At 48.2% G+C, this 21,767-nt stretch carries 20 protein-coding genes and 2 tRNA genes; 20 read left to right on the forward strand and 2 right to left on the reverse strand.

The genetic code is table 11. The features are described 5' to 3' along the window. Positions 1-58: 58 nt before the first annotated feature. From dnaJ to ACYVIC_RS10285, 6 genes are all read left to right on the forward strand, one after another. Complete coding sequence (dnaJ, locus tag ACYVIC_RS10260) at positions 59-1,189, forward strand: molecular chaperone DnaJ (protein WP_460859627.1); 1,131 nt, start codon at positions 59-61, stop codon at positions 1,187-1,189. A gap of 100 nt (positions 1,190-1,289) precedes the next feature. Beyond that, on the forward strand, positions 1,290-2,090 hold the full coding sequence (locus tag ACYVIC_RS10265; RefSeq protein ID WP_460859629.1) for a M48 family metallopeptidase: 801 nt from the start codon (positions 1,290-1,292) through the stop codon (positions 2,088-2,090). A gap of 145 nt (positions 2,091-2,235) precedes the next feature. Then, the gene (locus ACYVIC_RS10270) at positions 2,236-2,802 is read left to right on the forward strand and encodes a hypothetical protein (protein WP_460859631.1); all 567 of its coding nucleotides are present in this window, start codon (positions 2,236-2,238) and stop codon (positions 2,800-2,802) included. Positions 2,803-2,837: 35 nt separating this feature from the next. Then, on the forward strand, positions 2,838-3,056 hold the full coding sequence (locus ACYVIC_RS10275) for a hypothetical protein (RefSeq protein ID WP_460859633.1): 219 nt from the start codon (positions 2,838-2,840) through the stop codon (positions 3,054-3,056). Further along, complete coding sequence (locus ACYVIC_RS10280) at positions 3,053-3,910, forward strand: HprK-related kinase A (RefSeq protein ID WP_460859636.1); 858 nt, start codon at positions 3,053-3,055, stop codon at positions 3,908-3,910. The genes ACYVIC_RS10275 and ACYVIC_RS10280 overlap by 4 nt, the downstream gene beginning before the upstream one ends. Beyond that, positions 3,907-4,944 carry a nucleotidyltransferase domain-containing protein gene (locus ACYVIC_RS10285; RefSeq protein ID WP_460859638.1) on the forward strand — a complete coding sequence of 346 codons (1,038 nt, stop codon included), beginning with the start codon at positions 3,907-3,909 and terminating at the stop codon, positions 4,942-4,944. The genes ACYVIC_RS10280 and ACYVIC_RS10285 overlap by 4 nt, the downstream gene beginning before the upstream one ends. Positions 4,945-4,962: 18 nt before the next feature. On the opposite strand, the gene ACYVIC_RS10290 is transcribed toward ACYVIC_RS10285, so the two are convergent. Continuing rightward, complete coding sequence (locus ACYVIC_RS10290; protein WP_460859640.1) at positions 4,963-6,282, reverse strand: Na+/H+ antiporter NhaC family protein; 1,320 nt, start codon at positions 6,280-6,282, stop codon at positions 4,963-4,965. Between the two features lie 174 nt (positions 6,283-6,456). On the opposite strand from ACYVIC_RS10290, the gene ACYVIC_RS10295 reads away from it, so the two are divergent. From ACYVIC_RS10295 to greA, 5 genes are all read left to right on the forward strand, one after another. Continuing rightward, on the forward strand, positions 6,457-8,328 hold the full coding sequence (locus ACYVIC_RS10295) for an MFS transporter (RefSeq protein ID WP_460859642.1): 1,872 nt from the start codon (positions 6,457-6,459) through the stop codon (positions 8,326-8,328). Positions 8,329-8,443: 115 nt separating this feature from the next. Then, on the forward strand, positions 8,444-9,253 hold the full coding sequence (dapB, locus tag ACYVIC_RS10300) for a 4-hydroxy-tetrahydrodipicolinate reductase (RefSeq protein WP_460859643.1): 810 nt from the start codon (positions 8,444-8,446) through the stop codon (positions 9,251-9,253). 197 nt (positions 9,254-9,450) lie between these two features. After that, positions 9,451-10,581: a glutamine-hydrolyzing carbamoyl-phosphate synthase small subunit gene (gene carA / locus ACYVIC_RS10305; RefSeq protein ID WP_460859646.1), complete on the forward strand. Its 1,131-nt coding sequence runs from the start codon at positions 9,451-9,453 to the stop codon at positions 10,579-10,581. 28 nt (positions 10,582-10,609) lie between these two features. Further along, entirely contained in the window at positions 10,610-13,831 is a 3,222-nt protein-coding gene (gene carB, locus ACYVIC_RS10310) for a carbamoyl-phosphate synthase large subunit (protein ID WP_460859647.1), read from the forward strand. Beyond that, positions 13,828-14,304, forward strand: coding sequence for a transcription elongation factor GreA (gene greA / locus ACYVIC_RS10315; protein ID WP_460859649.1), 477 nt, complete (start codon positions 13,828-13,830; stop codon positions 14,302-14,304). The genes carB and greA overlap by 4 nt, the downstream gene beginning before the upstream one ends. Before the next feature lie 54 nt (positions 14,305-14,358). On the opposite strand, the gene yhbY is transcribed toward greA, so the two are convergent. Then, positions 14,359-14,655, reverse strand: coding sequence for a ribosome assembly RNA-binding protein YhbY (yhbY, locus tag ACYVIC_RS10320; protein WP_460859650.1), 297 nt, complete (start codon positions 14,653-14,655; stop codon positions 14,359-14,361). A gap of 83 nt (positions 14,656-14,738) precedes the next feature. On the opposite strand from yhbY, the gene rlmE reads away from it, so the two are divergent. The 9 genes from rlmE (at position 14,739) to rimP (ending at position 21,759) form a co-directional block, all read left to right on the forward strand. Next, a complete protein-coding gene (rlmE, locus tag ACYVIC_RS10325; protein WP_460859652.1) occupies positions 14,739-15,368 on the forward strand; it encodes a 23S rRNA (uridine(2552)-2'-O)-methyltransferase RlmE in 630 nt (209 codons plus the stop codon). Between the two features lie 58 nt (positions 15,369-15,426). After that, positions 15,427-17,346: an ATP-dependent zinc metalloprotease FtsH gene (gene ftsH / locus ACYVIC_RS10330; protein ID WP_460859654.1), complete on the forward strand. Its 1,920-nt coding sequence runs from the start codon at positions 15,427-15,429 to the stop codon at positions 17,344-17,346. Between the two features lie 87 nt (positions 17,347-17,433). Next, entirely contained in the window at positions 17,434-18,273 is an 840-nt protein-coding gene (gene folP / locus ACYVIC_RS10335) for a dihydropteroate synthase (protein WP_460859656.1), read from the forward strand. After that, positions 18,270-19,604, forward strand: coding sequence for a phosphoglucosamine mutase (glmM, locus tag ACYVIC_RS10340; RefSeq protein ID WP_460859658.1), 1,335 nt, complete (start codon positions 18,270-18,272; stop codon positions 19,602-19,604). Before folP ends, glmM begins: the two co-directional genes overlap by 4 nt. Before the next feature lie 82 nt (positions 19,605-19,686). Next, positions 19,687-20,427: a triose-phosphate isomerase gene (gene tpiA / locus ACYVIC_RS10345; protein WP_460859660.1), complete on the forward strand. Its 741-nt coding sequence runs from the start codon at positions 19,687-19,689 to the stop codon at positions 20,425-20,427. Positions 20,428-20,429: 2 nt separating this feature from the next. Beyond that, positions 20,430-20,759, forward strand: coding sequence for a preprotein translocase subunit SecG (gene secG / locus ACYVIC_RS10350; RefSeq protein ID WP_460859661.1), 330 nt, complete (start codon positions 20,430-20,432; stop codon positions 20,757-20,759). Positions 20,760-20,772: 13 nt separating this feature from the next. Continuing rightward, positions 20,773-20,857, forward strand: a tRNA-Leu gene (locus ACYVIC_RS10355). Between the two features lie 74 nt (positions 20,858-20,931). Continuing rightward, positions 20,932-21,008, forward strand: a tRNA-Met gene (locus ACYVIC_RS10360). Positions 21,009-21,300: 292 nt separating this feature from the next. After that, positions 21,301-21,759, forward strand: a complete 459-nt coding sequence (rimP, locus tag ACYVIC_RS10365; protein ID WP_460859663.1) for a ribosome maturation factor RimP — start codon at positions 21,301-21,303, stop codon at positions 21,757-21,759. The last annotated feature ends 8 nt before the right edge of the window (positions 21,760-21,767 follow it).

The raw sequence follows: 21,767 nt of genomic DNA on the forward strand, positions 1-21,767 counted from the left end.
TATAAGGGCTGGCCAGGTGCCAGCCCTTTGGCATTAAGACATTTACTGAGCGGGAACTATGTCCAAGCGTGACTATTATGAAGTATTAGGTGTCGCCAAAGGCGCCGACGATAAAGACATCAAAAAGGCTTATAAACGCCTCGCCATGAAATTTCACCCTGACCGTACTCAGGGTGATAAAGCTATGGAAGAGAAGTTTAAAGAAGTCCAGGAAGCCTATGAGGTTTTATCGGATGATCAAAAGCGGGCTGCCTACGACCGTTATGGCCATGCCGGTGTAGATCCGAACCGTGGTGGCGGTGGTGCTGGCGGTGCAGATTTTGGCGATATTTTTGGCGATGTGTTTGGTGATATCTTCGGCGGCGGTGGCCGGCGTGGCCAATCACGCGCACAGCGTGGCTCAGATTTACGCTACAACCTCGAGCTAAGCCTGGAAGAAGCGGTTCGCGGTAAGTCGGTTGATATTAAAGTGCCGACGATGGTCAGTTGTGACAGCTGTGATGGCTCGGGTGCCAAGAAAGGCACTTCAGCCAAGAGTTGTGGTACTTGTCATGGTGCTGGCCAGGTCACGATGCGTCAGGGCTTTTTTGCGGTACAGCAAACCTGCCCAACCTGTAATGGCCGTGGCAAAATTATTCCTGATCCCTGCACTAAGTGTCATGGCGAAGGCCGCGTAGAAAAAACCAAAACGCTATCGGTGAAAATTCCTGCTGGTGTTGATACTGGCGATCGCATCCGCTTAACCGGTGAAGGTGAAGCGGGTATGCACGGTGCACCGGCCGGTGATCTGTATGTACAGGTTCATGTGAAAGAGCACCCGATTTTTGTGCGCGACGGCAACAATCTGTACTGCGATGTGCCGCTGAGTTTCACTACAGCTGCCTTGGGTGGTGAAATTGATGTACCGACACTGGACGGTCGCGTTAAGCTAAAAATACCGGCCGAGACACAAACCGACAAAATGTTCCGCTTACGCGGTAAAGGTGTGCAGTCGGTAAGGGGTGGTGGCGTAGGTGATCTGGTGTGTAAGGTGGTGATCGAAACGCCGGTGAATTTAAGCGACAAACAAAAAGACTTACTGCGCCAACTGGATGACAGCATGGCGGGTGACGGTGAGGCCAAACACCGGCCAAAATCGAAAGGCTTCTTTGATGGTGTGAAGAAGTTCTTTGATGATTTAACCAGCTAAAAGCTAATGAAAAACCACCTGCGGGTGGTTTTTTGTTTTTCAGCAGATACAATAAAATCTAAACCAGCTTGCTGCCTGTGCAAAAAATAAGGATATATTGATGTTGAAGAAGTTGTTTGTTACCAGTACCTGTATTTTGCTGATGGTTGCTTGTGCGCAATCACCGACGGGGCGGCGTCAGATTATGCTGTTTAATGACACTCAACTTAGCAAAATGGGTGCTCAGACATTTGACGCCATGAAAGCAGAAACAGCAATTTCAACCGATGTGAAAATCAACAGCTATGTAAAATGTGTAGCCAATACGCTATTGGCCGTAACACCTGATAGTACCAGGGCGCAAAGCTGGGAAATTGTGGTGTTTGATGCCGACCAGGTCAATGCTTTTGCCTTACCAGGTGGCAAAATTGGCGTGTATACCGGGTTGTTAAAGGTGGCTGAAAATCAGCACCAGTTGGCTGCGGTAATAGGCCATGAAATTGCCCATGTTATTGCCGGCCATAGTAACGAACGTTTATCCACTAACCAGGGTATACAAACGATACTGTCATTGGGTGATGCAGGTATGAAAGCTTATGGCGTTAAATATCAGCAAGAGTTAATGGCAGCCTTTGGGTTAGGGGCGCAACTGGGTGTAGCCTTGCCCTTTAGCCGGGCACATGAAACAGAATCAGATATTATTGGCCTGGAGCTAATGGCTAAAGCCGGTTTTGAGCCTCGTCAGGCGGTTAATCTATGGCAAAATATGGCGGCATTGGGCGGGGGCGGCACACCAGAGTTTATGTCTACCCACCCGTTACCGCAAACGCGGATAAAAGAATTGCGTGAGGAAATGCCCGCTGCCATGAAGCTGTATAACGAGCGAAAAGCCGCGTCTGCATTACCAAGATGTAGCCTGTAATCGTCAGTTTTTTTTACAAAATAGAATTTTGACCTTTATTGCAATATTAAATATTGCTCTAAATCATTAGCTTGCTTTGATGGAGCGATTTTTGCATTAGGCAAACTGTAATTAGTTACTACATTATTTGCTTTGGGAAACTGCTATGGAAATGGATGACAATAAGGAAATAAAACAGGATAGTGGCAGCCGCAGAGACTTCTTAGTTAAAGCGGGTTTTGCCAGTGTGCCGCTGTTGATGTCATTTAAAAGTCGTGCAACTTGGGGCTCGGATACTTTAAACTGCGGGTTAAGTGCGACAGCGTCACAAATTGCGTCTATGACCGCGCAAAGCGGAAAAAAATGCAAAGAGCACATATCACATAAAATATGTGATGTTGATTATTTCGGTAGTCCTTATGGTTGTTTTAAAAAAACCTCGCATACTGTGCACAAGTTTAATGGCACAGAGATACATCAGGACACCAGGTTTAATGACGTATTTGGCGGCAGTAGAACCAGAAAACTGAGTAGATGTATCAACGACGCCCCTAGCAATTTTGAACGCAACATCAGTTACTGTTTTCTGTATGCATTGTATATGGAAAAGGTAGTACACAGGGTTGGGGAATTCCCTTTACCTGGTGATTTTGTATCAGCCTATAAGAATGCAAGTGGCCAAGCCAGAACAGACTTAATCAGGTTAGTAGCTTTCTATGTAAATGGGTATTAAGCTGTATTTAAACTATTGATTTGGCTTTGTTAACTTTGCAGTTATTAAACTCGATGTGTCCTGATGTAACTTCAAGCTATGCCGACTGGTTGCTGTGGTGTGATACCGCAGCTGCTGGTTATATCCATAGCGAGTTCGATGTTGTCAATAAGGATATTGCGACAACCTATGTATTGTTGTTCGATCCAGTAAGCCATGATACTACCTTGGCTGCTAAAGCTGATGTATTAAAGAGCACTGAACCCGCAGAATGAGTGCTTTTAACTTTGCTATTCATTGCCAGCCATTCTCCGTCGCAGTCACTAATTCTTCGCGTTATTTATATGAAGCGATAAAACAACTATATCCGGCAGATGTCTTTGGCCCCATTAACGCTAACTTTGTTTATGATTTTGACCTCCATGTAAAACGCCGTTGGGCTGGTCTGGTTGGAGATTATTTGGTTGGCTCGGCTTCTGAGCATTTTCGTATGGCGGAGCAAGCGCATTTACCGGCGATTTTCGAATGGGCGTTTAACTGGAGTGTTGCTTCTTTTCAGCATTATTATCTGTCTTTTCATGCTGCCGTGGTGCAAAAGGGCGATTTAACCCTGGTGTTTCCGGCTGAACCTGGTTCCGGAAAAAGTACCCTAAGTGCCATATTAATGTTGCAGGGTTGGCGTTTATTGTCTGACGAATGCTGCCTGGTGGATATCGAAACGGGAATGATTGTACCCTGCGTTCGGCCTGTTAGTTTAAAAAATCAATCGCTTAGTGTTGTTGCTCAGCGCTATCCTGATGCGCCATTACGACTGCAAATTAAAAATACAATTAAGGGGACTGTTGGTTATCTGTTACCCTCCGAGGCTAGTTGGCGGGGTGACAATACACCTTGTTATGCCAGCCATATTATATTTCCGCAATACAGCAGTACATTGCCGCATACTGTGTTTGAGCCAATTGCCGTTGAGCAGGGTATATTGCGTTTGATACAGAACTCCTTTAACTATTCTGTGTTGGGTGCTGAAGGGTTTAAAGCACTTAGCCGCCTAGTACGCAGTGTAAAACTCATGCAATTACAGTACGCCGATACCGACGAAATGCTTTCATTGTTGGAGCAGTTAAAGTGACATCACAGCTGCTGACGTTCTTTCAAGCGCCTGGCCATTATTGCAAACAAGCCTCAGCGGCTGATTGGACCGGGTTGTTGGCAGAACTACGTAAACATGGCTTGTTGGCAAAAGCTTATTTTAAACTACAGCAAAGCGGCCAGCTCGAGCAGGCTCCGTTTCAGGTTCGCCGCCAGCTGCAATCAGGGGCAAAATATGCTGCCAAACAACAGCATTCGCTGTTTTATGAGTTACAGCAACTTGAGCCCATGCTACAACAACTTGATTGCCCCTGTTTATTGCTTAAAGGTGCAGCATACCGGGCTTTGGCGTTACCGGTGAGTCATGGCAGGCTGTTTTCTGACATTGACATACTGGTACCAGTTGGGTCTGTTGCCAGCGTTAAAAACAAGCTGTTTTTTTGTGGTTTCTATGAGCCCGAAATGGCGGAGTATGACCGACAGTATTACCTACGCTGGTCGCATCAGCAGCCACCCTTACACCACTTTGAGCGGGACAGTGTGATTGACTTACACCACCATATTTTCCCGCCAGCTTCGGCCAGGCAACTGAATATCTCAACCTTATTTGAACAGGCTGTTGCTATTCCAGGTTCAGGCTTCAAAGCACCGTGCCCAGAGCATCTGTTTGTCCATGCTGCTGTGCATTTGTTCTGGCAGGAAGAAACGCATCGCAGTCTAAAAGACATTATTGATCTTAATGATCAATTTAGTATGTTGGCTGAGCAGGGCTTACTGGTGTCTCTATCAGAACAGGCGATAAAAATAGGGGCAGCACAAGCTGTGACAAATGTGATTTATGTTTTGACACAGCTCTTCCCATCTGACTCAGCCACAGATTACCTGAAGCAGGCTGCTGTAGCAGCACCGCAACGTCTGCTTTGTCGCTGTTTCATTTCAACTTTGCAAGATAACGGTGTGTTGCCAGCAGTGTGTAAAGCGCTTTGGTTTATCAGAGGGCACCGTCTGAAAATGCGCTGGTCTGTTTTACTGTACCATATGCTGGCTAAACCGTTATCTTTGCTCAGGCGTTAAGGCTATATACCGCCTGTGTTACTTATAGCGGCTAGGTCGGGTGATAATGATTGTAATAGCGACCAGCAGCAATATCAGACAGTAATAGCTTTGTGTTACCACCTGCCATGGCGATATGCCAAAGCTGGCGCCGAGCAGCAGCGCCTGAGCACCATAAGGCACTAACCCCTGGCTGATACAGGCAAAAATATCCAGCAAGCTTGCACTGCGCCGCGGCGCAATGTGATGCTGCTGTGCCAGTGTTTTGGCTACGTCACCGGTTAATACTATTGCCACAGTATTATTAGCAATACACAGGTTGCTGCTAAACGCCAGTGCCGCTATCGCAAGTTGTTGGGCTTTGTTGCCTGCCAGTTTCAGGCCATTAGCAAACTGCTGAATTTTACCCGCGATCCACTGTAAACCACCTTGTTGCTTAATAAATTCACTTAATGCACTTACCAGCATGGCAAGCAGAAATATCTCCTGCACGCTGGCAAAACCACTGGCGATGTCTTTACCCAAATTTGCAATGGCATAGTCGGCAAATAAAGCCCCCTGTACAGCGGTTAGCACTATGCCTAGCAGCAGCACCACAAACACATTTAATCCAGCAACAGCCAGCAGCAAAATAGCTGCATAAGGCAGTACGCCGCTCCAGTTTACCTGCTCAATGGTAACCGGTGCGCCTTCAGTCGCCAGCAACACATACAACAGCAATGTTAATCCGGCAGCCGGCAGGGCAATTTTGATGTTTTCGCGAAATTTGTCTGCCATCTGTGCGCCCTGGGTACGGGTAGAGGCAATGGTAGTATCTGAGATAATAGATAAGTTATCACCGAACATGGCGCCACTGAGCAGTACACCTGCCACTAATGCCTGATCCAGCCCTGCCTGATTAGCCAGACCGACGGCAATAGGCGCTAAGGCGCCTATGGTGCCCATAGACGTGCCCATAGCCGTAGATACTAGCGCTGCAATGATAAATAAGCCAGGCAATACCCATGCCGCGGGCACCAGGCTTAAGCCGGCATTGACCGCGGCATCGACACCGCCGGTAGCGGTAGCAACACTGGCAAAGGCGCCAGCCAGCAAGTAGATAATACACATGGTAATAATGTTGCTATTACCGGCGCCTTTTATCATCACGTCAATTGACTGCTGCAACGGCGCTTTATGCAGCAAAATAGCCAGGATCAACGCCGGAATAATGGCAACATGGCCAGGTAGCTGATAAAACGCATAGGCCACCCCCTGGCTTTGCAAATACAAGCCGGTGCCGAGAAACAGCGAGACAAAAAACAGTAATGGTAATAACGAGCGCCTGGCACCCACTGGCGCCTGCGTAATATCGTTCATAGCTTATACCTTATAAAAGCCCCGGCTGCGCGACAGCCGCAATGGTTGCGCAATATATAGATGGCTAGACGGCTTGTCAATTTCATCAGCCGGTTTTCTGCTCTGGTATAAGCTACCTGAGTTGATTATGCTGGCAACCTATTTATTAGTATCTGTTTTTCCGATGGAGTGACTATGTCGCAACAGCGCTTAATCAGCAGTAAACGTTTTTTGCCATTTTTTCTTACTCAGGCCAGCGGCGCTTTTAATGACAACGTGTTTAAAAATGCACTGATGTTAATGTTGGCCTTTACTGCGGCGAATGCGTTGCCGTGGGATACCGATTTAACCATGAACCTGGCTGCCGGCTTGTTTATTCTGCCGTTTTTATTGTTTTCGGCTACTGCCGGCACCCTGGCTGATGCAGTGTGTAAAACCAAACTGATCCGCGCATTAAAGCTGCTGGAAATCGGTCTGATGCTGTTGGCTGGCCTGGCGTTTTATTTTCAGCAGTATCTGATGTTGCTGGGGTTGCTGTTTTTAATGGGTAGCCAGTCGGCGTTTTTTGGCCCGGTAAAATACGCTATTTTACCGCAGCTGTTAACCGATAAAGAGCTGCTGGCCGGCAATGCCTGGGTTGAAATGGGCACCTTTGTGGCTATTTTACTCGGCACCATTACCGGTGGTTTATTGGTCGGGCTAGCTGATGCGCTGCTGTGGATTGCTGGCGTAGTATTGCTGTTTTCTGTGCTGGGTTATCTGATAAGCCGGCATATTCCGGCCGTGGGCGAAGTGCACAACGCCGATAATTTTCGCTTTGCCCCCTGGCAACAAACTAAGGCGACTATCAGCATTAGTTACGCCAACCGTACCTTGTATTTATCTATTATGGCCATTAGCTGGTTTTGGTTTTTGGGCGCCAGCTACTTAACCCAGTTTCCCAATTTTACCAAGACTGTGCTCGGTGGTAACAACACTGTGGTAACGGCGCTGTTGGTGGCATTTTCCGTTGGTGTGGGTATCGGCTCTATGCTGTGTGAGCGTTTATCCGGCGACAGAGTAGAGCTTGGCATAGTACCGATTGGCTCTGCTGGCTTAACGGTGTTTGGCGTCAGTTTGTTTTTCAGCAGCCCGGCAGCACTTCCGGCAGAGCTGCTTAACCTGCCTCAGTTTTTAGCCACGGCATTTGGCTGGTGGGTGCTGATAGATCTGATATTAATCGGCGTATTTGGCGGCTTATTTATTGTGCCGCTGTATGCATTGTTACAACAGCGTGCGGAGCCACAGCAACGGGCGCGGGTGATTGCCGCTAATAATATCTTTAATGCGCTGTTTATGGTGGTAAGCGCGATTGCCGGTATCGTGTTTTTAACGCTGCTTGATTTAGCGATACCGGAGTATTTTTTAATCCTGGCAATCATGAATGCGGTGGTGGCGTTGTATGTATACAGTCAGGTGCCGGAGTTTGCCCTGCGGTTTGTTATTTATCTGCTAAGTCATACTATGTACAGAGTGCGCAGCAAAGGGCTGGAACATATTCCGGACGATGGCGCAGCGGTGTTGGTCGCTAACCATGTAAGCTATGTCGATGCGTTGCTGATTGCCGGTGCAGTGCGCCGGCCGGTGCGTTTTGTGATGGAGAAGGCGATATATGATTTGCCGGTAGCCAATTGGCTGTTTAAAGCGGCGCGCACCATTCCTATTTGCTCAAAGCAGAAAAATGAAGCGGTGTATGAAGCGGCTTTTGCGGCTATTAAGCGTGAGCTTGAGCAGGGTAATCTGGTGTGCATCTTCCCAGAAGGGCGCTTAACCAAAGACGGTGAGATTGACAGCTTTCGGCCCGGCGTTGAACGCATTCTGGTTGAGACACCGGTGCCGGTAGTGCCAATGGCATTACAGGGCTTGTGGGGCTCGTTCTTCAGCCATCATGGTAATGGCGCCTTTAAGTTTAAAGGCCGTTTTTGGTCGAAAGTGCAGCTAATAGCAAGCCCGTCTGTGTCGCCACCGCAAGCCAGTGCGGCGGAACTGGAGCGGCAAGTAAGGTTGTTACGTGGCGACAGCGCCTGACACAGTTTACTGCTGCCTTGCTGATTTTTAGCTGTAAAGATGGCTATTTTACTTCCCCCTACGGGCGGCTTTTGCTCTAATAGCCGCCATTGTTATTTTTATGCAGAGCTTTTGTATGCCATCTATCGGAATTTTTGGCGCTAACGGCCGCATGGGCCGTGCGTTAATTACTGTTGCTAAAGAACAGCAGCTAAATCTTACTGCGGCTACTGTGCGTGCCGGTTCTGATCTTGTCGGCGTTGACGCCGGTGAACTGGCCGGTGTCGGTAAATTGGGCCTGCCACTTAGCATTACCGGCAGCGACAGCATAAACAACGCCGATATCTGGATTGATTTCACCATGCCGGATGCCATGCTGACGCACTTGTCGTTGGCGGTAGCGGCGAAAAAAGCCATGGTAATAGGTGTTACCGGCTTAACCGATGCGCAATACCAGCAAGTTCAACAAGCTAGTCAGCATATTCCGATTGTCTGGGCGCCGAATATGAGCGTGGGCGTAAACCTGTTGCTGTACTTGGTACAAACTACCGCCAAAGTGATGGGGCAAACGGCGGATATTGAAATTATTGAAGCGCATCACCGCTTTAAAAAAGATGCGCCGTCGGGCACGGCCATGGCTATCGGTACCAGTATTGCTAAAGCGCTGGGCCGTGATTTAGCGAAGGTTGCTGTATATGGCCGTGAGGGCATTACCGGCGAGCGTGAGCAGCAAACTATAGGCTTTGCTACCGTACGTGGCGGTGACATTATTGGCGACCACACCGCCTTATTTGCCGATTTAGGCGAAAGGCTGGAAATTACTCACAAAGCATCCAGCCGTAACACCTTTGCCCAAGGCGCACTGCGTGCTGCTCTGTGGTTGCAAAATAAACAGCCAGGACTTTATTCTATGCAACAAGTGTTAGGTTTGGCAGAATTAAGCTAACTTTTTGCGCTATTAAGCTTAAAAACAGGTTAAAGGTGCCATTTGTAATAAAATTCAAAAAAAGCATAGCTAAATGCCCTTCAATCGCCTAAAATAGTCAGGTTTGCCTAAGGCAAATCGGGTATCACATTTTGGGTCAAAACGGGTTGTAAAACAGTGTCAGGTTTTCGCCCGTTTTTTGCTGTTTGGAGGTTATCTTGACTAAGTCCGCCCTGCTCGTACTGGAAGACGGCACCGTATTTCGCGGTACAGCCATTGGCGCTGAAGGAGTTTCTGTAGGGGAAGTGGTGTTTAACACTTCCATGACCGGGTATCAGGAAATACTGACTGATCCCTCATACGCAGAACAAATCGTTACTCTTACTTATCCACACATTGGCAATACCGGTACTAATACCGAGGATGAAGAATCCGGACAAATTTGGGCCAGAGGCCTGATCATCCGCGACCTGCCACTCCTTGCCAGTAATTTCCGTAACCAACTCTCTCTTAGTCAGTATTTAACACAACATAATATTCTCGGCATCGCCGATATCGATACCCGCAAGTTAACCCGCATTTTGCGCGAAAAAGGTGCGCAAAATGGCTGCATTATCGCCGGCGACAACCCAGACGAAGCCAAAGCCCTGCAACTGGCCAAAGGCTTCCCGGGCTTGTCAGGCATGGACTTAGCGAAAGAAGTTACCGTTAAAAAGGCTTACCAGTGGACTGAAGGCAGCTGGGCGCTGGGCGAAGGCCATCGTGCTGCAGCACCGCAGCAGTTTCATGTGGTAGCCTATGACTTTGGTGTAAAACGCAATATTCTGCGTATGTTGGCAGATCGCGGCTGCAAGCTGACGGTAGTACCGGCACAAACGCCGGCCAGTGAAGTACTGGCCATGCAACCGGACGGCATCTTTTTATCCAATGGCCCGGGCGACCCGGCACCTTGCACTTACGCTATCGAGGCGATTACACGCTTCCTTGAAACTGATATTCCGCTGTTTGGTATTTGTTTAGGTCACCAGTTACTGGCGCTGGCCAGCGGTGCTAAAACAGTGAAGATGGGCCATGGCCACCACGGTGGTAACCACCCGGTGCAAAACATCGACACTAAGCGGGTACTAATTACTGCGCAGAATCACGGCTTTGCTGTTGATGAAGAGAGCTTACCGGCTAATTTACGCGCTACCCATAAATCGTTGTTTGACGGCACGTTACAAGGCATACACCGTACCGATAAACCGGCATTCAGCTTCCAGGGCCATCCTGAAGCCAGCCCGGGCCCGCATGAGGCGTCAGAGCTGTTTGACCACTTTATTGCGCTGATGCAACAAGCCAAAGCCTAAGCGAACAGAATTACGGAGAGTTACTGCAATGCCAAAACGTACAGATTTAAACAGCATTCTGATTTTAGGCGCCGGCCCCATTGTGATTGGCCAGGCCTGCGAATTTGACTACTCAGGCGCTCAGGCCTGTAAAGCATTAAAAGAAGAAGGCTACCGCGTTATTCTGGTGAACTCTAACCCGGCCACCATTATGACCGATCCGGAAATGGCCGACGCCACCTACATCGAGCCGATCCACTGGCAGGTTGTGGAAAAAATCATTGAAAAAGAGCGGCCTTGTGCTGTGTTGCCCACCATGGGCGGCCAGACTGCGCTAAACTGTGCGCTGGATTTAGAACGCCATGGCGTACTGGCGAAATATAACGTTGAGATGATAGGCGCCACCGCCGATGCTATCGACAAAGCTGAAGACCGTGGTCGTTTTGATAAAGCCATGCGCTCTATCGGCCTGGCTTGTCCGCGCGCGGGTTTTGCCCACTCATTAGACGAAGCTTACCAGGTGCTGGATGATATCGGTTTTCCGTGCATTATCCGGCCGTCGTTCACTATGGGCGGCTCGGGTGGTGGTATTGCGTATAACCGCGAAGAGTTTGAAGAAATTTGTACCCGCGGTCTGGACTTATCTCCAACCAAAGAATTGCTGATTGACGAGTCGTTAATTGGTTGGAAAGAATACGAAATGGAAGTGGTGCGCGATAAAAACGATAACTGCATTATCGTTTGTGCCATTGAAAACTTCGATCCTATGGGTGTGCACACCGGCGACTCTATCACTGTAGCGCCGGCGCAAACCCTGACTGACAAAGAATATCAAATCATGCGTAATGCCTCTTTGGCGGTGCTGCGTGAAATAGGTGTGGAAACCGGTGGCTCGAACGTACAGTTTGGTATCAACCCGGTTGATGGCCGCATGGTTATTATCGAGATGAACCCGCGCGTGTCGCGCTCATCTGCACTGGCGTCTAAAGCAACCGGCTTTCCAATCGCTAAAGTGGCTGCCAAGCTGGCGATTGGTTATACGCTGGATGAGCTGGCTAACGATATTACCGGCGGTAAAACCCCGGCGTCGTTTGAGCCCAGCATTGATTACGTGGTAACTAAGATACCGCGCTTTAACTTTGAAAAATTCGCCGGCGCCAATGATCGCTTAACCACCCAGATGAAGTCGGTGGGTGAGGTGATGTCCATCGGCCGTAACCAGCAGGAATCGTTACAAAAAGCGCTGCGCAGCCTTGAAATTGGCGTTTGCGGCCTTGATCCGGTCATTGATATCAGCTTGCCGGAAAGCAAAGATAAAATTATCCGCGAATTAAAAGAGCCCGGTTCACACCGTATTTGGTACATTGCCGATGCGTTCCGCCTTGGCATGAGCATGGATGACATTTTCAGCTTAACCAATATCGACCGCTGGTTCCTGGTACAAATTGAAGATCTGGTAAAAGAAGAGCTGGCGCTTAGCAAAGACGGTTTTGTTGCGCTGGACGAAGCGCGGATAAAGCGCTTAAAACGCAAAGGCTTTGCTGATAAACGTATCGCCGATGTGTTGGGTGTCAGTGAAAACGAAGTGCGTAAAAAGCGCTACAGCTTCAATATTCATCCGGTTTACAAACGGGTAGATACCTGTGCGGCAGAATTTGCTTCTGATACCGCTTATATGTACAGCAGCTATGATGAAGAGTGTGAAGCGGCTCCTACCAACCGCGATAAAATTATGATTATCGGCGGCGGCCCGAACCGTATAGGTCAGGGTATCGAATTCGATTACTGCTGTGTGCACGCGTCACTGGCGCTGCGTGAAGACGGCTTTGAAACCATTATGGTGAACTGTAACCCTGAAACGGTGTCCACCGATTACGACACTTCAGACCGTTTGTACTTCGAGCCCATTACGCTGGAAGATGTGCTTGAAATCGTACGTAAAGAGCAGCCTAAAGGCGTTATCGTGCAATACGGTGGTCAAACGCCACTGAAATTAGCCCGCGCTCTGGAAGCCAATGGGGTGCCAATTATAGGTACTTCTCCGGACGCCATTGACCGTGCGGAAGACCGGGAGCGTTTTCAACAGGCAGTTGAGCGTTTGGGCTTAAAACAGCCGAAAAACGCCACTGTAACCAGCATGGAAGAAGCCATTGCCAAGGCACCGGAAATCGGTTTCCCAATGGTAGTGCGTCCGTCTTACGTACTGGGCGGCCGTGCCATGGAAATCGTTTACGACGAGCAAGACCTACGTCGTTATATGACCGATGCGGTAAGTGTATCGAACGACTCACCGGTGCTATTGGATAACTTCCTTGACGATGCGATTGAAGTTGATATCGACGCTATCTGTGATGGTAAGGAAGTGGTCATTGGTGGCATTATGGAACACATTGAGCAAGCCGGCGTGCACTCCGGTGACTCCGCTTGTTCTTTACCACCACACAGCCTGAGCAAAGAAATTCAGGATGTGATGCGTGAGCAAGTTAAAAAGCTGGCGCTGGAACTGGGCGTAGTGGGCCTGATGAACACCCAGTTTGCGGTAAAAGATAACGAAGTATATTTAATAGAAGTAAACCCGCGGGCTGCCCGCACTGTGCCGTTTGTGTCTAAAGCAACGGGTGTAGCAGTTGCCAAAGTGGGCGCGCGTTGTATGGCCGGCAAATCATTGGCTGCACAAGGTATTACCAAAGAAATTATTCCGCCGTTTTTCTCAGTAAAAGAAGTAGTGATCCCGTTCAACAAATTCCCGGGTGTCGATCCTATTTTGGGCCCTGAGATGCGTTCTACCGGTGAAGTGATGGGCGTGGGCGATACCTTTGAGCAAGCGTTCGCCAAAGGCCAGTTAGGCGCCAGTACCTTAATTCCGACCGGCGGCCGTGCCTTGCTTTCGGTGCGTGACAGCGATAAAGTGCGCGTAGTTGAACTGGCGAAACTAATGGTAGTTAAAGGCTTTGAGCTGGATGCTACAGGCGGTACCGCTAAGGCACTGGAAGCTGCAGGTGTGGTTTGCCGTACAGTAAACAAGGTGTCTGAAGGCCGGCCACATATTCTGGACCGTATTAAAAACAGTGAATATAGCTATATTGTTAATACCACTGATGGTCGCCAAGCCATTGAAGATTCTAAAGTAATACGCCGTGGTGCCTTGCAATATAAAGCTAACTACACCACTACGTTAAATGCCGCCTTTGCTACCGTGAAATCAAACGCCGCCAGCGCGTTTGACAGCGTAGCATCAGTGCAGGAACTACATAAGAGAGTAAACGGATGAGTGCAATCCCGATGACAGTGCAGGGCGCAGAACGTTTGCGCGCTGAGCTGCATGAATTAAAATCAGTGAAACGGCCGGCGATTATCCAGGCCATTGCAACTGCGCGTGAACACGGCGATTTGAAAGAAAATGCGGAATACCACGCTGCCCGTGAACAACAGGGGTTCTGTGAAGGCCGCATTCAGGATATTGAAGCCAAGCTGTCTAATGCGCAGATTATTGATATCAGCAAGTTACCCAATACCGGTAAGGTTATTTTCGGTAGCACTGTGACTATTCTGAATCTGGATTCAGAGGAAGAAGTGACTTACCGTATTGTTGGTGACGATGAAGCCGATATAAAAAATAACCTTATTTCGGTTAATTCACCTATCGCGCGTGGTTTAATCGGTAAGGTGGCGGATGATGTGGTTAACATTACCACGCCAAAAGGCGTGGTAGAGTTTGAGATCACGGCAGTGCAGTATTTGTAACCATGTTAAACGTAAAAAAGCGCCAAAAGGCGCTTTTTTATTATCAACAGACGATTACCCGCGTGGCAGGATGATTTTTTTATCCTCGCCCTGACGGAACAACACCAGAGTTTTGCCGATAACCTGCACTTTATCAGCTTTAGTTTCGCGAATAATCGCATCCATGATCAGAACCTTTTGCTCGCGATCTTCGGTTGGTACTTTCACTTTAATTAATTCATGAAAGTTAAGTGCATTGTCTATCTCGGCAACGACGCCTTCAGTCAGGCCGTTACTACCCAGTAACACCACCGGTTTTAGCTCGTGGGCTTTAGCTTTTAAAAATTGTTTCTGTTTGTTAGTTAAACTCATAAAATACTTATTTCCGCAGATAACGCTTGAATTTGCGTTATTGTAGCGCCATCTAACACATAACACTAATCAAGAGTGACAGCATGACCAAGAAAAAGCGCTCGGCCAGTTCAACCCGCTGGCTGAAAGAGCATTTTGATGATCACTTTGTGCAAAAAGCACAAAAGCTCGGGCTGCGTTCGCGCGCGGCTTTTAAGCTGGAAGAAATTAATCAGAAAGACAAACTGATAAAAACTGGCATGACAGTAGTTGATTTGGGCTCTGCACCAGGTAGTTGGTCACAGTTTTGTGTTGGCCAGGTGGGTGACAACGGTACTATTATCGCTTGTGATATTTTGCCGATGGACGCAATAAATGGTGTCAGTTTTTTACAAGGCGATTTTCGTGATGAGGCCGTTTTAGAAGCATTACTGAGCCGGATTGGTGGTCAGAACGTAGATGTAGTACTGTCGGATATGGCGCCAAATATGAGTGGTAATGACACGACTGATCAGGCACGATCGATGTATTTGGTTGAGCTTGCGCTTGATATGTGTCACAAAGTGTTGAAGCAAAATGGCAGTTTTGTGGTCAAAGTATTTCAGGGTGAAGGCTTTGAACAGTATGTAAAAGATGTGCGTGCGGCCTTTGGTGTTGTGAAGATCCGTAAGCCAGATTCGTCCCGCGCCCGTTCCAGTGAGACATATATCGTGGCGATGGGCTTTAAAGTCTAGTAAAGTAGACGGATATTTATCTTATTTTCGGTATGAAGAGGTTATAACCTTGAGTGACATGGCAAAGAATCTGATTGTCTGGTTAGTGATCGCCGTTGTATTAATGTCGGTGTTCAACAGCTTTGGTCCCGGTGAAAGCGCCGATCGACAAACCAGTTACACCCAGTTTATCAAAGAGGTAAATCAGGGCCAGATCCGCGAAGTTAAAGTGGAACGTACTGGCGTAATTACTGGTGTGAAGCGCAGTGGCGAGCGTTTTGAAACGGTTATTCCAACTGGCTATGATGAAAAGCTGTTGGATGACTTAATTAAAAACGAAGTCAGCTCTTATGGCAGCAAGCCGGAAGAAAGTAGTTGGCTTACTACCATTTTCATTTCCTGGTTCCCAATGCTGTTGTTGATTGGTGTATGGATATTCTTTATGCGCCAGATGCAGGGCGGTGGCGGCAAAGGTGCCATGTCATTCGGCAAGAGCAAAGCGCGTCTGATGGGTGAAGATCAGATTAAAACGACTTTTGCTGATGTCGCAGGTTGTGACGAAGCTAAGGAAGAAGTTTCAGAGCTGGTAGATTATTTGCGCGATCCATCACGCTTTCAAAAACTGGGCGGTAAAATTCCTAAGGGTATTTTGATGGTGGGCCCACCGGGTACTGGTAAAACCTTACTGGCTAAAGCTATTGCTGGTGAAGCCAAGGTGCCGTTTTTTACTATTTCCGGGTCTGATTTTGTCGAAATGTTCGTCGGTGTTGGTGCCTCGCGGGTACGTGACATGTTTGAGCAGGCAAAAAAAGCCGCGCCTTGTATTATCTTTATCGACGAGATTGATGCAGTTGGCCGCCAACGTGGTGCTGGTTTAGGCGGTGGCCATGATGAGCGTGAGCAAACATTAAACCAGATGCTGGTTGAGATGGATGGCTTTGATGGTAACGAAGGTATTATCGTTATTGCAGCAACTAACCGCCCGGATGTTCTGGACCCCGCATTATTGCGTCCAGGCCGTTTTGATCGTCAGGTTGTGGTAGGTTTACCAGATGTAAAAGGTCGCGAGCAGATTCTTAAAGTGCATATGCGTAAAGTACCATTAGCTGAAGGTGTTGAGCCGTCAGTTATTGCACGCGGCACGCCCGGCTTTTCTGGTGCAGACCTAGCTAATCTGGTAAACGAAGCTGCATTATTTGCTGCCCGTAGTAACAGGCGTGTAGTGTCGATGGATGAATTTGAAAAAGCCAAAGACAAGATCATGATGGGTGCTGAACGTCGTTCAATGGTGATGACAGAGAAAGAAAAAGAGATGACGGCTTACCACGAAGCCGGCCATGCTATTGTGGGGCGTCTGGTTCCGGACCATGATCCGGTTTACAAAGTTAGTATTATTCCTCGCGGACGCGCACTTGGTGTCACTATGTACTTACCGGAACGTGATCGTGTATCACACAGTAAGCGTCTGCTCGAAAGCATGATCAGTTCATTATTCGGTGGTCGAATCGCAGAGGAGGTGATCTACGGTTTTGAGTCTGTGACTACCGGTGCATCGAACGACATTGAACGTGCCACCGACTTAGCGCGTAAAATGGTAACCCAGTGGGGATTCTCAGAGAAACTAGGGCCGCTATTGTATGCCGATGAAGAGGGCGAAGTTTTCCTCGGCCGGTCAGTAAGCAAAAATAAGCACATGTCTGAAGATACGGTGAAAGCCATAGATGCGGAAATTCGTCAGTTTATTGACCGTAACTACGACAGAGCGAAACAACTAATTGAAGAAAACATGGACATATTACACGCGATGAAAGATGCGTTGATGAAATATGAAACCATAGATGCAAAACAAATCGATGATTTAATGGCCCGGCGTGAAGTGCGTCAACCAGAGAACTGGGAGCCACGTGATAAAAACGGTTCAGATGATAAACCGGATGCTAAAGCCAGCAAAGATGAGAGCGTAACGGCTACCAAACCTAGTGAAGGCAATTTACACTAACATCTGATCAAGTCAGTCAATAAAGCCCCGGTTCTGCCGGGGTTTATTTTTAGTGGTGGTATTTTACCTGTCATCGCAGGAGTTTTTATGTTGTTGTCTTTACCCCGTCAGCGCCAACTTGACTTATCCCAACCGGTAGTAATGGGTATTTTAAACGTAACCCCAGACTCGTTCTCTGATGGTGGACAATATACCCAGCTTGATGCCGCTTTATATCAGGCTGAGCAAATGTTGCAAGATGGCGCGCTTATTCTGGACATCGGCGGTGAATCAACCCGGCCTGGCGCGGCAGATGTCAGAGTACAGGAGGAGTTAAACCGTGTTGTGCCGGTTATTGCTGCTATTCGTCAGCGCTTTGATTGCGTGATCTCAGTTGATAGCAGCAAAGCGATGGTAATGTCAGCAGCTATTGCTGCCGGCGCTGATATTATTAATGACGTGCGGGCATTGCAGGAAAATGGGGCATTGCAAGTTGCGGCCGCTGCCAGAGTGCCTGTTTGTTTAATGCATATGCAAGGCACGCCGCGTGTTATGCAAGAAGCACCACAATATCAGCATGTCGCGCAGGAAGTTATGCAGTTTTTACTGCAGCGTGCTACCGAGTGCGAACAGGCCGGTGTTCTTAGAGAACATATTATACTTGACCCGGGCTTTGGCTTTGGTAAGAACCTTAGCCACAACTATCAATTGCTGGCACAGCTTGACGGGATGGCTCAGCAGGGGTACCCGCTGTTAGCTGGGATGTCGCGTAAATCTATGATTGGACAATTATTCAATATTCCTGTCAGCGAGCGTTTGGCAGGCAGTCTGGCCTGCGCTACTATTGCAGCCTTGAAAGGCGCTCGCATTATTCGGGTGCATGATGTTAAAGAAACCGTGCAAGCCGTCAAGGTAGTGATGGCGATGCAGTATGGAGTAGCAGGATGAGCAGAAAATATTTTGGCACAGACGGTGTACGCGGCCGGGTAGGTGACTTTCCTATCACGCCGGAGTTTGCGATGAAATTAGGTTGGGCAGCTGGCCGGGTGTTGTCGCAGCGTGGTACGCGTAAAGTGTTAATTGGTAAGGATACACGTATTTCAGGCTATTTATTGGAAACCGCACTGGAAGCTGGCCTGATAGCTGCTGGGATAGATGTGCGCTTACTGGGCCCGATGCCAACACCGGCGGTTGCTTATTTAACACGTACCTTTCGTGCTGAAGCGGGTATTGTCATTAGTGCCTCACATAATCCTTACTATGACAATGGTATTAAATTTTTCTCTGCCGACGGTACTAAGTTGCCAGATGAAGTAGAGCTGGCGATTGAGCATGAGCTAGAGCAACCTATGCTGTGCCAACCGTCAGAAAAACTTGGCAAAGCCACCCGCATTGACGATGCTGCAGGGCGTTATATTGAATTTTGTAAGAGCCATTTACCTAATCATATGTCATTAAAAGGGCTGAATATTGTTGTAGATTGTGCTCATGGTGCGACTTATCACATAGCCCCAGCCGTGTTTAAAGAGCTGGGCGCTACGGTAACTGTTGTTGCTGCCACGCCGGATGGCTTTAATATTAACGACCATTGTGGTGCTACGCATACCGAGTTATTGCAAAAAACCGTAGTAGAGCAAAAAGCTGATTTAGGTATTGCTTACGATGGCGATGGTGACCGCGTTATGCTGATAGACCACAACGGCCGCGTCATCGACGGTGATGAAATTGTTTACATTATTGCCCGTGCGGCCAAAGTGCAGAACAAACTGCAAGGGGGTGTGGTGGGCACCTTGATGAGTAATCTGGGGCTGGAATTAGCGTTAAAAGAACTTGATATTCCGTTTGCACGCAGTGCCGTCGGTGATCGTTACGTCATGGAGTTGCTGCGCGAAAAGAATTGGCGTATCGGCGGGGAAAACTCAGGCCATGTGTTGAATTTAGATCACACCTGTACTGGTGATGGCATTATTGCCTCATTGCAAGTGCTTACAGCGATGATTGAAGCGGGTATGAGTCTGGCACAGTTTAGCCAGGGGATGCATAAACTGCCGCAGGTGCTGGTTAACGTTAAATTTGAAAAAGGCACCGCGCCACTGGAAAAGCAGCACGTGAAACAGGTTATCGCCGAAGTGGAAGCAGAGTTAAATGGTAGCGGCAGGGTATTGATACGCAAGAGCGGCACCGAACCATTAATTCGTGTAATGGTAGAAGGGCAAGATGAAACTCAGGTGCGCCAATATGCAGAACGCATAGCTGCTGCGGTAAAAATAGCCAGTTGATTGTTCAGTCGCGCCATTTTTACTTGTTTGCATCGGCGTGGTTAGTTAATATCGCGCCGGACTTACAATAGGAAGCATCAGTATGCAACGCACTCCACTAATCGCCGCCAACTGGAAAATGAACGGTTCGGCCGCTTTGGTTGAGGAAATAACAACAGCGCTGGCTGGTGCCGTAACTGAACAGATACAAGTGCTGATTTGCCCGCCTGCGACTTTGTTGAGTCGCTTTGATACGCAATTGAACTTTGCTCTGGGCGGTCAGACGCTGAGCCATGAAGTCAGTGGCGCTTTTACCGGCGAACTTAGCGCGACATTGTTACTGGAAGCTGGAGCGACCTTCGTTATTGTTGGTCACTCAGAGCGGCGTAGCTTCAACGCTGAATCAGATGAACTCATTGCCGCAAAACTGGCACGCGCAGTTGCATCAGGTTTGACGCCAATACTCTGTGTTGGTGAAACGCAAGAGCAACGCCAGCAAGAAAAAACGCAGCAGGTTATTGCACGGCAACTTGATGCAGTGTATGCTTCGCAGCCCGAATTACTTGCGAAATCAGTGATTGCTTACGAGCCGGTTTGGGCTATTGGTACCGGCGAATCTGCCACACCAGAGCAGGCTCAGCAAACACACGCTTTTATCCGTCAGCATATGGCAAAATTTGATGCCGAGGCGGCAGTAGGGGTTAAATTGTTATATGGCGGCAGTGTTAATGCAGAGAACTGTGCTGCATTGTTCGCTCAAGCTGACATAGATGGTGCTTTGGTTGGCGGTGCCAGCCTGAAACCGGCAGAGTTTGCGCAAATTTGTAGCAGTGCAAAGGAATAAGCATGTACGAGATTTTAATTGTAGTGTATTTGTTAGTGGCACTGGCGCTGATTGGCCTGGTGTTAATTCAGCACGGTAAAGGTGCTGATATGGGTGCTGCGTTCGGTGCAGGTGCTTCAGCGACAGTGTTTGGCTCGTCTGGTACGGGTAATTTCCTTACTAAGACAACCACAGTATTGGCAACAGTGTTTTTTGTGATAAGCATCATACTGGGTAACTACAGTGCCGGGCAAAGCAAAAAAGTTGACGAGTGGCAAGATTTGTCGGTGCCTGTTACCGAACAAGTTGAACAGAAAAAAGACACTGTTAGTGATATTCCTGTAGGTAACTAATCCGCTTAATTTAGCCGAGGTGGTGAAATTGGTAGACACGCTATCTTGAGGGGGTAGTGTCTTCGGACGTGCGGGTTCAAGTCCCGCTCTCGGCACCAAATATATCAATAGTTAGCCAAGGCAAAGCTTGCGATAAACCAGTCAGCGCTATATAATAAGCGCCAATTACGGACGCGGGATGGAGCAGCCTGGTAGCTCGTCGGGCTCATAACCCGAAGGTCGTCGGTTCAAATCCGGCTCCCGCAACCAAATCTAATGGTTAAGTAGTTATAGGTAGTCCCCTACGGGCTCCTCTTTATAACTGCAGGGCGAAGGTCTGAAATCCGGCTCCCGCAACCAACTTCTGATGAAGTGATTAGAATTTCAATTAACATTGGCGATATGTTAGTTGATTGGATGCCCATTCGCCCCGCTAGTTCGGGGCGTTTTCGTATCTGCAGACTTAGATTTACGCAGTATTGGGCTAAACGCCCTTTTTTTATTTGCTGCTGTTGCCACTTTTGATGATAACAAACCAGACAAAGCAGCTTTTCCGGAGGTCGTGTTGAACAAGCAAGAACAGAAACTGACAGAGCTATTGCTGCCCACTGTTGAAGCTGTTGGCTTTGAATTATTGGGGCTGGAACTGGTACAGGCTGGTCGTCATTCAACATTGCGTTTGTATATTGACCACGCCGATGGCGTTAACGTTGATGACTGCGCCACTGTTAGCCGTGAGGTCAGTGCTATTTTAGATGTGGAAGATCCTATTACTAACGAGTACCTGTTAGAGGTGTCGTCACCCGGCCTTGCTCGGCCACTGTTTAACGCAGAGCATTTTGCTGCTGTAGTTGGGCAAAAAATTGAAGTAAAACTGGCTATTCCACAAGATGGCCGGCGTAAGTTTAAAGGCGTACTAACAGCTATTGAAGACGATATGTTGATAGTGGAAGTAGATGGCAAACCCTTTTGTTTGCTGATTGATAATGTAGATAAAGCAAACGTGGTACCAGTTTTTTAAGGTATCGG

The sequence above is a fragment of the Rheinheimera gaetbuli genome, from assembly GCF_054781935.1.